This is a genomic window from Lunatimonas sp., assembly GCF_020832325.1.
In the GTDB taxonomy this organism is placed as follows: Bacteria; Bacteroidota; Bacteroidia; order Cytophagales; family Cyclobacteriaceae; genus Lunatimonas.
In genome coordinates this window covers 46,496-59,186 of sequence record NZ_JAFIEU010000020.1, presented here as the reverse complement: position 1 = coordinate 59,186, position 12,691 = coordinate 46,496, and the positions used below count along the sequence as shown (strand labels likewise).

Below are 12,691 nucleotides of genomic sequence, written 5' to 3'. Positions count from 1 at the left end.
GAAGGATGCGGAGCGGTAGAAGAAAGTTTTTAATTAAAAGTGCCTGCTTGACCTTTGGTACTGGGCTGTTTGTGCAGGCCATTTCAAAAAGTCAGTATGAGCATCGATCACTAGACCGTAGACCTTCGTTAATCAAGGGACAAGTGGCACAACGATCCTCACTGGAACAACTCCGGAATGTTACCGAGGCAGATTACGTGGTGATTTTAGAGGGGGAGACGTTCGACGGTTTGTACCAAAACAAAGGAGGTGATTGGCAAATTTTATCCCATACATCCATAAATCTTGCGTGGTTTGAGGAGGATTTTAAAGTAACAGCATTAAAGAGAGTCCTTGCCATCAACAAATCGAAGGACCTAGGCTATGCGGTTTATTTTGGGGACACAAATCTGGTGATCAGCGAATACTTGGTCTGTGACCGTCAAGTGTTTTGGGGAGGAGGGAAGATTTGCCCAGATGCTTCCCAGAATGATTTTGCGCTTAACGTGTCCGGTGATCACAACGTTTTTTTGGACTTGGTATTTGAAGAGAAAACTTTCTGCAAAGTCTTATTGGAAGTAAATGGAAATCATAATCGTGTGGAAAATTGCCAATTCTTAAAAGCACGGAAAAGTACTTCCACGAGAGTAATTTATTCGGATAGATTTCTAAATATCAGTAATAGGAAGGGCAAGGGCAATAGGGTGCTGTCCTGCAAATTCGATAACGGTAGAATAGGGGTAGCTCTAGAAGGGAACTATCAAATCCGGGACTGTGAGGTGAGTAACTGCATCATGGGGCTGTTATTGCGCCCCAGTTCGATTGGGTCAGAAATATGCCATAACCTCATCAAAGACAACAATGTAAACCACAAGTCAGGAGCGGATGGAATTCTCGCACAAAGAAATGTGACACAGCTTCACATTCACCACAACACCATTCTTAACTCCGGAGAGCACGGGATTTATTTCCAAGGTGACAACAGTGTCTTGGAGAAAAACATCGTTCAGGATAATTTCAAGTCAGGTATAAAGTTGGCAAGTTATAACACCAATTTATACCCCCATGAGGGAATGGCTCCAAGATTTTATGTGGGGCATGCGAACAAAATTTTAAACAATTCATGCGAGAATAACTGTCGGGACACAAAAGACCAATCAAATGCAGGGATTTATCTACAGGCACCTCTTATAAACATACAGACGAAAGGTAATTTCTGTTCAAACAACACCTATGGTATCAGGTCAACTTCCTTGGCAAAATTAAAGCCTGAGGAATTCGATACAAAAGCCCAGTTAAGAGATTTAATTTTTGATGGCAATGAGGCATTCAATACCAAAAAGAGCTCTTTTTACATTGAAGGAGAAACCGGGATTGTCATACAAAACAATCGAATGGACTCCCTATTGACCAACGCAAAGTCCACGAAACATCGAATTCAGGCTGTTTTAGTAAAGGGTAATTTGATTCAAGAAGTACTTGTGTTAAATAGAGCGGAGAAGGCCCAAATTACAAATAATTCAATCGGTAAAATTTCCATAATAAGCAACAGCCAAGGCAGAGAGCACCGCATTGAGTCAAACAAAGATCTTCAATCCACTAATTAGATCTCTCGAATCAATTAATCGTATTTTCACCGAATGAAGGGTATATCCGTTTTGATGTCGTTTTACGGTAGGGACAGTCCTGACTTTTTGAACTCAGCATTTGAAAGTATTTTCGATCAGACGCTGAAGCCAGACGAAATTGTTTTGACCCAGGACGGCGAAATTGACGACGACTTGGATGCTGTCGTAGGTTTTTGGCAAGAGAAATTGCCAATCAAAAAATATACAATTGGCGACAACAAAGGGTTGGGGTATTGCCTAAGTTTCGGACTGACCAAGTGTTCGTTTGATTTGGTCGCCCGTATGGACGCGGACGATATCTGCCATCCAAATCGGTTTGAGAAGCAGGTTGATTTTTTAGATAGTCATCCCGAAATCTCAGTCGTGGGATCATGGATCGCCGAATTTCAGAATACGCCGGACAACATCGTTAGCTACCGTAAGTTGCCGGCGGATCCGGAAGAACTTTTTTTGTTTGCCAAGCGAAGGTGCCCGTTAAATCATCCTACGGTGATGTTTAGAAAGGATGACGTGTTGGCAGTTGGAAATTATGATCCGTACGCCAATCAACAAGATTATCAGTTATGGGCACGTTTGCTGGTGAACGGATACAAATTTGCCAATATTCAAGAAAGCCTGCTGTTTATGCGAATAAGCTCGGCGCTTTTCAAGCGAAGGGGGGGCATCAACTACGGGAAAATAGAATTTGCCGTACAGCGGGACTTTTTGCGGATGGGCTTTATCAATAGGACAGAATTTGTTCGGAACGTGACCTTACGAATGTTTGTAAGGCTTATGCCAAATTGGTTTCGGAAACTATTCTACAAGAGGTTGCTTAGATGATATAGGTCAGCCCCTGACCAGCCCAATTTTGCATCTCTTTGTGATGATAGAGATTTTACCTGGCCAATTTTAAAGAGATATATGAAAATTTTGATCACCGGCACTGCTGGATTTATTGGAATGCACCTGGCCGAGCGGCTACTGGAGCGGGGCGATGAAGTAATCGGATTGGATAGCATCAACGATTACTACGATGTGGACCTAAAATACAGCCGCCTGGCGAAAACCGGCATCCCGCCAGAAGCGATCAGCTATGGGAAGGTGGTACAAAGCGAAAAGTATTCCAATTACCGGTTTGTGCAACTTAAACTGGAGGACAAAGAGGGCTTGTTTGATTTGTTTGCTAAGGAAGGCATAGACAAAGTGGTAAACTTGGCAGCCCAGGCCGGCGTACGGTATTCACTGACCAATCCCGATGCGTACATAGAGGCGAACATCATAGGGTTTATCCATATTTTAGAAGCTTGCAGGCACCATCAGATCAAGCATTTGGCCTATGCCTCTTCCAGTTCTGTGTATGGGTCCAACACCAACATGCCCTTTTCGACCAGTCACAACGTGGACCATCCGGTGTCGCTGTATGCAGCCTCCAAAAAGTCCAACGAGCTGATGGCACATACATATAGCCATCTTTTTGGGATTCCGACAACCGGATTGCGGTTTTTTACCGTATATGGGCCTTGGGGCAGACCCGATATGGCCCTGTTTCTCTTTACCAAAGCCATGAAGGAGGGCCGCCCTATTCAGGTCTTTAATTATGGAGAGATGCAACGGGATTTTACCTATATCGATGACATTGTGGAAGGCGTGGTGCGGGTAGTAGACAATCCACCCAACGCGGATCCAAACCTAGATCCCGACAATTCAGATCCGAGCAAAGCAAAAGCGCCTTATAAAGTTTACAATATTGGTAATTCTAAGCCGGTTAAGCTCATGGACTTTGTTAAGGCAATTGAGGATTCGTTGGGAATAGTGGCTAAGAAAGAGCTGTTGCCGATTCAGCCCGGCGATGTGCCCGCAACCTACTCAGATACTCAAGCGTTGGAAAGGGAGCTGGGGTACAAACCTGATACCCCCATCAAGGAGGGAGTTTCTAGATTTGTCAAGTGGTATAATTCGTATTATAGTTGATACGTTTACGGTAATTAGGCAGACGTTTGCATAAATTCCAAGGTTTATTTCCCATTACCCATGAATAGTGGTTATATTTGCAAAAATCGATAGCGTATGACTATTTTTCTCTCTACTAGTACCGCTTTTTTCATTGGCTTCATTATTACCCCTATTGTCATTCTGGCGTTGAAAAGGGCGAACTTCATAGAGATGCCAGGTGGTAGGAAGATCCATACTGGCCAAATTCCGTCAATGGGAGGGGTGGCCATTGTGTTGGCGGCTTTTTTTGGACTGTTCGCATGGTTGGATTTTGAACAGATAAATCAAACCCGCTATTTTCTCGTGGCCTTTGCCATCATGTTTTCAGTGGGATTGAGGGATGACCTGATTGAGCTTTCTGCCTTTCAGAAGTTACTTGGGCAGTGTATTCCGGCCTTTTTCATCATTGTGATGGCTGATATCCGGATCTCTGGGTTTTATGGTTTTTTGGGTATGTATGAGTTGCCCTATCTCGTGAGTATATCCCTCACGTTCTTCCTTTTGATAGTTCTTACCAATTCATTTAACCTGATTGACGGGGCCGACGGTTTGGCAGGGACCTTAAGTATCATCTCCTTTTCGGTCCTGGGATTTTGGTTTTACCATGCTGGGATGGAGGCGTACAGTCTGATTAGTTTTACCTTGGTAGGGAGCATTTTGTCCTTTCTGGTTTTCAATTGGCATCCGGCCAAAATTTTCATGGGTGATACCGGGTCCCTAAGTTTGGGATTTGCACTTACTTCGCTGGTAATACTGTTTGTGGACAAAAACGGTACCATGGCAGCCTGGGAGGGATACAAATTGGGAGCGCCCATCGCTGCGGGACTGGCCTTGTTGATCGTGCCGGTATATGATACCGTACGCATTTTCATCAAACGGATTTCCAAAGGCAAGTCCCCCCTGAAGCCGGATAAGAGCCACGTGCACCATTTTTTGATCCGCATGGGATTGGGACATGATAAAGTAGCTTTGTTGTTAGGAGGTGTTAAAGTCTTGTTTATCGTAATATCTTTTGGGTTGGCTGGGTTGAATGATCATATTCTGCTTCCATTTATGGCAGTTTCCATTGCCCTATTGGGTGTATGGATGGACTCGAAAACCTTGAAGAGGGTTAAGGTATTAACCTTGGCATCGCCACCTATTTTGGAAAAACTTAAGGATGATCGAATCAAAAGCAAAAAGAAATTTCAAATTGCTGAAAGTATCTTAAGAAAAAATGAAATCAATATGAATTGATTTCACATAAAGGATCATAACAAAAAGCGGACTATCTGTCGAAGATGGTCCGCTTTTTTTATTTCAATTTGAACTATACGTCACAAATCTCCACACCTTGCTTAAGAGATGCAATCTTATCCGGTCTCTTGGGGATAAATTCCTGGCCAACGTAGCCTTTGTACCCGGTCTCTAGAATTGCTTGCATAATCGCAGGATAGTACAGCTCTTGGCTTTCATCGATCTCATTCCTTCCAGGCACACCACCCGTATGGTAGTGAGATATGTAAGGGTGGAATTCCCGAATAGTGGCAATCACATCACCCTCCATTATCTGCATGTGGTAGATGTCGTAAAGCAACTTGATATTTTCAGAACCTACCCGCTTACATACCTCCGCACCCCAAGCGGTGTGATCGGCATGGTAATCCTTGTGGTTCACTTTGCTGTTAAGCAACTCCATGCACATAATGACGTTGTGTTTTTCAGCGATCGGCATAAGTCGCTTAAGTCCTTTGACACAGTTTTCGATTCCTGTTTCATCATCCATACCTCGCCGATTTCCTGAAAAACAGATAATTTGCTTATAACCTGCTGCTGCTACCTGAGGAATAACCTCTTCGTAACTTTTTACGAGCGCATCATGGTTGTTTGGGTCGTTAAAGCCCCGTTCTATACCCATGCCGGCACCCTGTGGCATCGCACAGTCCAGACCATGCTTTTTAAGGATGGACCACTCGTTGGGGCTTACAAGCTCGATTGATTTCAACCCGATCTCTTTGGCAGCCACACAGAGATCCTCCAGTGGGATGGTATTGTAGCACCAGCGGCACACGGAATGGTTTATGTTTCCTTTTAAGCTCTCCGGCAGACTGCCTTCGGCTGCCATCAAACGTTGGGTTAGGCCAGGTGCCAATATGCCAAGCGTAGTAGTACCAGCTAGCTTTTTTATTACGTTTCTACGTTTGTTTCTTGAGATTTGCGTCATATCATTCATATAGATTAAGAATTTCTTTTTAAACTCATCAGGTATTCTACCAGATCCACCAATTCTTCCGTACTCATGGCTTTTTCCAATCCCGATGGCATCATGGAAGACTCCATCTGAGTCATCTTGTGGATATCACTGGTTTTTAAAGCTCGACTGGTTCCTCCAGGCATTTTCAGGTCAATGTCTGTTTCTGTTTGGCTGGCAATGATTCCGCCCAGTGTGCTTCCGTCTTTCATTTCGATTACGTATCCTTCGTAACCAAAGCTTATGCCAGCGTCTGGGTGAAGGATAGATAGGTACTGGGCTTCCTTGGATAACTTGCTGCCAATTTCGGTCAATTTGGGTCCAAAGTCCATGCCCATTTCGCCAACTTGGTGACAGACCGCACAATTGGTCCGGAACACACTTTTTCCATTTTCGATGTCACCTGACTTTGCCAATAGTTCGTTGAGTGGTGGGAGGGGGTTTGCTTCGTCGCTATCAGTGGCCAAATAGGCATTTGCTTCCGCACGGACACTCTTGCGCCAGGCCCTACTAACGCCGGTGACGGCAGATGCCTTTAGGTTTTCCGGAAACTTATCCTGCTTCAACAGTTCCAATACCCGATCCTCTCCGCTGTAGCTTCCTCCAATGGCGGATGCAGCTTCCCGCCTTACCGATAGTGGCATGGATTCGTCAAAGGCGACAGATTCTATCAACGCGATGGATTCACTGGAGCCAATTTGGCGAAGAGCTAACAGCATATTGACTTTCTTCTTTTCGTCCCGTCCTTGTAGTACCTGCCTCACCAATCCATTGCCGTTTTGTTGCAATAAAGTCGATGCTGCAGTTCTTCCCAGATTGTTGTCAAACTGTTCCAACGCCATGGCTAATAGTCGGGGGTTTTCATCGGATCGTTTAAATCGCTGAACCATTTCCAAATAGGCCTCCGTTCCGTAGGTTTCATCCAGTATAGACTTCAAGGCCGCCTGGGCGCTGGATGAAGTTGGTAAAAAAGCGGGATCCATGTGGGTTAATACCAATTTTTTCACCTGACTTTGATTGTCCGGCGTCTCTTGTTGTACCTTTGGGCTTTCCAGCATTTCGATTAGAGCACGGGATTTTTTGGCTTTGTCCGGATTGAAATCAAATGCCCTAAAATAGCGCAGTCTGCTTTCCATGCTAGCCGATTCATCCGAGGCTAAGGTAGCTAGGTGGGGGATTGCCTGGCCAGTTCGTGAGCGCCAAACGATATCCCGGCCGGAGGCGCTGCCTAACGGATCATCTGTCAGGTCCAGCCATGCTGCATAAAAGCGGTCCCACTGACGCTCTGCACCTATTCCCAGCGCCTCCAAATACCAACGGTCTTTGCCGTCATGTTGGGTGGCCAGTTTCGCCCATAGTTCCGGTGCAGATGTGGACGTTTGGTGGCGCAAAGCGATGGCGGCTTCCCTACGCACCTGAGGGTCTATATCGTCCACCAATTTGGAGAGGACAGGGGTTAAGTCCAGCTTGGTTTGTCGGGCAGCCCGTAGACCGACGATGCGTATTTCAGGGGTTTCATGTTTCAGTGCCTGATCGATGTATTTTGGGCCGATTCCCGGCGTTTTTGCCAGAATCCACAACGCCCGTGCTTTTATCCGCGGGTTTTCGTGGTTGGCGTAGATTTTTGCCAGCACTCCCTCTGCCGCGGCCCCTTCCGATTTTAATTTTTTCCAAGCTAAGTATCGAACAGATAGGTTGGGGTTTTCCAATGCCTTCGCAGCACCTTCCAAGGAACTGAAATCCAAGGGAGGGACTTTGTAAGGACTCTTCGGGGGCGCTAACCGAAAGATACGGCCTCGGTTTAAATCACCCACTTGGTGGCCTCCCACACCAGGGTCATACCAGTCTGCCACCATGAGGGATCCGTCTGGAGCCACGCATACGTCGGAGGGCCGGAACCATTGATCCCGGTCACCATGCATGAGGTTCACTATTTCGGCTTTGTAGCCCGCGCCGTCTTTTTGTACCGGGTAGGCCCTTACCACATTGGGTCCGGCATCCGTGTGGATCATCTGTCCTTGAAACACCTCGGGAAGAAGGTCTCCCTCGTATATGGTCATGCCAGTTGGGGATCCTGCTCCGGTTTGCAGGAGGTTGGGGACTACTCCTGGATCGTTCAAGTGCCAGTGTTGTAGAGGGATTTCCTTTTCTTTGTTGGTTCGGTTTGCCCTCCATCCAGCACCGGTCATTTCGTCTCGGTAGCCATAGTTGCCGTATTCCATCACAAAGTTGATACGTACACCCTGATTTCCGTCATCGTCGTTGTCAGACTGCCACATGGTGCCGTAGGAATCTACAGCTACTTCGTAGTTGTTTCGGAAGTTTTGGCCCAACACTTCCACCTCCGAAAAGTCCGGGTTGCACCTAAATACCAATCCCTCTTTGTAATGTTCTTTGGTGATCGGGTTGCCGTTTAGATCTTTGATAATCTGCCCACTCCGGTCTTTGATCTGTCCTCCGGAGTTGCCAAAATTAAAATAAAATTTGCCATCGGGTCCAAAGACAAAAGCGTGCATGCCGTGATCATGCTGCTCTCCATCAATTCCCTGAAAGAGGATTTCCTTTTTGTCTGCGATATCGTCTCCATCCGTGTCCGTTAGCAGCCATACGTATGGGCTCTGTGACACGATGACCTGATTCCCCATGACCCAAATACCAAGCGGTGCATTTAACTCGGGGTCTTGGTAAAAAACCGTACTTTTATCGGCTTTGCCATCCCGGTTGGTGTCCTCCAGAATGACGATCCTGTCCCCTTCGGATTTGACGTCGTTGCCTGTAATGGCTGGTCGGTAGTTGTAGGCTTCGCAAACCCACACACGACCTCGGTGGTCAATGTCTATATTGGTTGGGTTGGTGATCATCGGTTCGGAGGCAAATAGTGTTGCCACCAAGTCTTCATGCACTGTAATGCCTTTTAGCGCATTTTCGGGAAGGCGTTTTTCTTCCGTAGATAGGGAATCAAAAGGGATTTCATCGTGGTTCGCCGAATGGGAATTACAGGAAAAAAGAACGGTGCCCGCCAGTAGCAGGGCTAGGAGATTTGTAGAGCCGCTCGTATTCATCGGATGCTTTTTTGGTATTTGGGTTATTTTAACCGCCTAATAAACGTAAAAATAACCTATAATACCAACGCTTTTTGATTAATTTATCACACAGCAGGTTGTCGGTTCCACCGGGAAGTTGAGCAACATCCAAAGTGCCCAAGGTAGTTTTTTCGTACATCCGTTAGTCTTTTTTACCAATTTCGGGTATCTTCATGAGGTAAACACCTCGTGTCCTCGTCCCGGTTGGCTAAAAACCTAGAGCGTACCGTAGAAGCGAGGATCCTGCACTTTAGGGGACACCCTTTTAACAAGATAGCCCTGCAACAACCGATCAAATCAAATGATGAAGAAACGTACTTTCCTAAAAACCATGAGCCTGGCTACAGCGGGCCTTTCGTTAAACCCCTATGTGACGCTGGCGATTCCTACGGATAAGAAAGTGAGGGTGGGCATTGTAGGGGGTAGATTCGGAACTTCCTTTAGTTTTCACGAGCATCCAAACTGCATCGTGGAGGCGGTCAGTGACTTGAGAAAGGATCGAAGAGAAAGACTGATGCAGGTTTATGGCTGCCCTAAAAGCTATCCATCACTGGCTGACCTTTTGAAAGATCCCAAAGTAGAAGCCGTCTTTTTGGCCACTCCCGCGCCGGACCATGCCGCCCACACCTTGGCTGCGCTACGGGCAGGCAAGCACGTATTGTGTGCTGTCCCCATGGCCATGTCGGTGGAAGAGTGTGCCATGGTAAAAGAAGAGGTACTTAAATCGGGTCTTACCTACATGATGGCAGAGACCAGTACCTACATGCAAAGTACCATCACGGCAAAGCACTACTTTAACGAGGGGAAATTTGGGCACCTTTTCAGTGCTGCGGCAGAATACAACCACCCCGGACTGGAGGTGCTGTGGTTTGAGGATGGAAAGCCTACCTGGCGTCATGGCCTGGCACCCATGCATTATCCTACGCACTGTACGGCGTTTCTCATAGCAGTGACCGGAGAGCGTCTAACGCATGTAAGCTGTCTTGGTTGGGGAGATGACAGTCCACTTCTAAAAGGTAATCCCTACAACAATCCCTTTTGGAATGAAACCGCTTTTTTTCAAACGAATTTAGGCCATCCCTTCCGGGTAGAAGTGAATTGGAAAGGTGCACTGAGAAGTGCCGAACGGGCGGAATGGAGAGGGGATAAAATGAGTCTCTATCTACCCATGGGCCATGGCGACCGGCACGTAAAGGTACAGGTAGCCAAGGAATTGGGAAAAGACGATGCAGGCTTTGAACACACTGCCAACGTAGCGGAGGAGTATTCTCCCACACAGTGGTGGCAAACCGATATGCTTCCCGAGCCTCTGAGACACAATAGTGGTCACGAGGGGTCTCATACCTTTATTACCCACGAGTTTATCCAAGCGATCCTGACGGAAAGGCTTCCCGAGGTAAATGTCTACGAAGCCCTTGCTTACACCGTTCCTGGAATTATTGCCCATCAGTCTGCGCTGAAAGGTGGAGAGCGTTTGGCGATTCCCAATTTTGACGAGTAGGCAAATAATTATTCGATCATACCCAAATACCGGCCCATCCAGTAGGGGAGAAGCCAAAACACCGGTTCACGAACCCTATATGGCGTACCCGAAACGGCATCCCAAGGATTCTTGTCCCACCGAACTACTGCCCGAAGACTGGGGGGCTGCAAAGGATCTACCTGCAAATCCTCCAGCACCGGGTTTCGGGTCAAACGGATATCTTCCCGTTGACGGTGATCGATGACCCAGTCAATGAGGTCAAGGGGGGTATCTTTCAGGAATGCCACGCTCTCGGTTAGGGCCTCCTGCTTGTTTCGGGTGAAATTGTAGATAAAGTTAATCAAGGGGTTTTGGTCTCCTTTACGACTTACGAACCATTCATCCATATGATTTTCGTAGAAAGCTTTCCGTTCGGGGTCTTCTTCGCCCCAGATCAACAGGGGATAGATATAGGACGCCAACATCACATCGAAATAAATAAACCAAGCAGGATTTTGCTGACTAATCTGTGACATGTTTTTCAGATAGCCTTCTTTTTCGATTAGGTGAAGATAGGTCTGCTTATATGCGGGGTTTTGGGTGATCATGTGCCCGAATTGGAAGTAGCCCAACAGCTCCATCGAGTTCAATGCACGATCGGGAAGCCACTCGGGATTTCTGTTCAATTGATCGGGAGACCAAACACCCCATCGGGTTGGTTTTCCGTCAAGGTCTGTAAGCGAAAAATCATGGCGGAGCAGGTGGTCGAGGATCTTACTAACATGGTTACGTATGATGACTTTTTCAGATTCATTGGCGACCAGTTGGTAGTATATGAAGTATCCGAACATATGTCCGCACATTTCATCACTGCTGGTATCTCCTTTCCACTTCCATTTCCCGTCAGCCGAGAGGTGCCACCGCGTTTCAACGGGCTTGTAGCGAGGCTCTTTCACTTTACGGATAGCAACTTCCTGTGGAGTATAGGTTCTGTTGGGGTCGTGAACTTGTTCCCAGTCCGGAGGGACGATGCTGCGGGCAAAAAACCCGTCTCTACCCGTCACTTCTTCCAGTTGTTTCAAAAAACGAAATGCCTTAACAGCCTTTTCGCGGGCATCGGCAGATCCGGTGGCTGCATAGCGAAAACTCTCCATAGCCAGGTACATTGACGTATACTCCCCATCGTTGTCATCGTCTTCGGGCACCCAAGTGTCTAGGTTTCCGGCCTCAAGTAGGCGAACTTGACCGGCAGTCCAAGGTTCGCGGATATGACGTTCCATGAGTGTCTGGTAAAAGAAAGCCTCCTTTTCTGCGAGGGTCATCTCGTTTGCCTTGATACAGCTAATACCTTTTTGGGTGCCGATCCAGGCATTGCCCTCTTCGTCAAAAAGGATGGAGGTTACGTGGTCATCTACCAACCACCGTTTACTAAAGCGCAAGGAATGGGTGCCATCCCGATAATACCGTACAACGCCACGCTCTGTACCTACCCAAATGGTGCCGTCGGGTGATTGTGCTAAGCAGGTGGTATAGGGAGTCGGTAAACCCTGTTCGGTGGTGATACGATCCACTACTTCCATCTGCCTGAGTTTTGATACCCCGCCTAATCCAGATACCCAAAGCATCCCGTCACTGTCCCAAGCCAGTCCGTTTAGGTAGGCGCTTATCAGGGTGCCTTTTTTGTACAGGTGTTGCTTTTCCGATGCGTAAAACCGATACAGCCCTACATCACTGGCAATCCACCACGCACCATCGGGGCCCTGTTTCGCAGAGCGTATAGATTGGGGCAAGTCGTAGGAAAGACGCTGGCATGATTCACCTGGACATTTCCACCCTCCTTCGGGTCCAAACGCATGTAGAATTCCTTCTAGATCGTAACTAAGTACAGAAATGGGCGTATCAGGAATTCCCGAAAGTCGCTGCGCCCCTGTTTCACTAATGAAATAGAGACCGTTCCATGTTCCGGCAACTAACTGCTGATCTCCTCCATAGATCAGTGAAAGCGTAGGTCCATTGATAGGTTCATTCACTGGGGGATATTCCCATGCTGCATGTTCGTTTTTCTTTACGAAAACTCCCGACATAGTCGCTGCCCAGATGTGTCCATCTTTGGTCAATGCTAGCTGGTTAACCCCAATGGCTGATCCCTCGACGGATAGCGTATGAGCTGTGTGGGTTTCTTGTAGAAAGGGCTGGTCCGTGTAGCGGGTAATTTCTTCCTGGGCATTTATTGCTGTACACACAGCAAATGACAGGAGTATGGCAAAGGATTGGAGTTTCATTGGCAGGGTATACAATTTCAATTAATTCTTATACCGGAAAAATAGCTGTTTGG

Annotated in this window: 8 protein-coding genes; 5 read left to right on the top strand and 3 right to left on the bottom strand. The window is 47.0% G+C overall.

The genetic code is table 11. The features are described 5' to 3' along the window. Positions 1-143 precede the first annotated feature (143 nt). The 4 genes from JJU34_RS07920 to JJU34_RS07905 all read left to right on the top strand — a co-directional run bounded on the left by JJU34_RS07920 (position 144) and on the right by JJU34_RS07905 (position 4,817). Complete coding sequence (locus JJU34_RS07920) at positions 144-1,586, top strand: right-handed parallel beta-helix repeat-containing protein (protein ID WP_228691801.1); 1,443 nt, start codon at positions 144-146, stop codon at positions 1,584-1,586. A 33-nt stretch (positions 1,587-1,619) separates the two neighbouring features. After that, positions 1,620-2,429, top strand: a complete 810-nt coding sequence (locus tag JJU34_RS07915) for a glycosyltransferase (protein ID WP_228691800.1) — start codon at positions 1,620-1,622, stop codon at positions 2,427-2,429. 81 nt (positions 2,430-2,510) lie between these two features. Beyond that, complete coding sequence (locus tag JJU34_RS07910; RefSeq protein ID WP_228691799.1) at positions 2,511-3,560, top strand: NAD-dependent epimerase; 1,050 nt, start codon at positions 2,511-2,513, stop codon at positions 3,558-3,560. 96 nt (positions 3,561-3,656) lie between these two features. After that, positions 3,657-4,817: an MraY family glycosyltransferase gene (locus JJU34_RS07905; RefSeq protein WP_228691798.1), complete on the top strand. Its 1,161-nt coding sequence runs from the start codon at positions 3,657-3,659 to the stop codon at positions 4,815-4,817. Positions 4,818-4,890: 73 nt separating this feature from the next. On the opposite strand, the gene JJU34_RS07900 is transcribed toward JJU34_RS07905, so the two are convergent. Both JJU34_RS07900 and JJU34_RS07895 read right to left on the bottom strand, forming a co-directional pair. Next, a complete protein-coding gene (locus tag JJU34_RS07900; protein WP_228691797.1) occupies positions 4,891-5,784 on the bottom strand; it encodes a TIM barrel protein in 894 nt (297 codons plus the stop codon). Between the two features lie 14 nt (positions 5,785-5,798). Beyond that, a complete protein-coding gene (locus tag JJU34_RS07895) occupies positions 5,799-8,873 on the bottom strand; it encodes a PVC-type heme-binding CxxCH protein (protein WP_228691796.1) in 3,075 nt (1,024 codons plus the stop codon). Positions 8,874-9,195: 322 nt separating this feature from the next. On the opposite strand from JJU34_RS07895, the gene JJU34_RS07890 reads away from it, so the two are divergent. Continuing rightward, a complete protein-coding gene (locus JJU34_RS07890) occupies positions 9,196-10,395 on the top strand; it encodes a Gfo/Idh/MocA family oxidoreductase (protein WP_228691795.1) in 1,200 nt (399 codons plus the stop codon). Positions 10,396-10,403: 8 nt separating this feature from the next. Here JJU34_RS07890 and JJU34_RS07885 read toward each other — a convergent pair whose 3' ends face one another. Then, entirely contained in the window at positions 10,404-12,638 is a 2,235-nt protein-coding gene (locus JJU34_RS07885) for a two-component regulator propeller domain-containing protein (protein WP_228691794.1), read from the bottom strand. Positions 12,639-12,691: the final 53 nt, after the last annotated feature.

Bases quoted from the DNA above. Each gene is read 5' to 3' on its own strand.
- JJU34_RS07915 (WP_228691800.1), top strand. From the start codon at position 1,620: ATGAAGGGTATATCCGTTTTGATGTCGTTTTACGGTAGGGACAGTCCT.
- JJU34_RS07910 (WP_228691799.1), top strand. From the start codon at position 2,511: ATGAAAATTTTGATCACCGGCACTGCTGGATTTATTGGAATGCACCTG.
- JJU34_RS07905 (WP_228691798.1), top strand. From the start codon at position 3,657: ATGACTATTTTTCTCTCTACTAGTACCGCTTTTTTCATTGGCTTCATT.
- JJU34_RS07900 (WP_228691797.1), bottom strand. From the start codon at position 5,784: ATGACGCAAATCTCAAGAAACAAACGTAGAAACGTAATAAAAAAGCTA.
- JJU34_RS07895 (WP_228691796.1), bottom strand. From the start codon at position 8,873: ATGAATACGAGCGGCTCTACAAATCTCCTAGCCCTGCTACTGGCGGGC.
- JJU34_RS07890 (WP_228691795.1), top strand. From the start codon at position 9,196: ATGATGAAGAAACGTACTTTCCTAAAAACCATGAGCCTGGCTACAGCG.
- JJU34_RS07885 (WP_228691794.1), bottom strand. From the start codon at position 12,638: ATGAAACTCCAATCCTTTGCCATACTCCTGTCATTTGCTGTGTGTACA.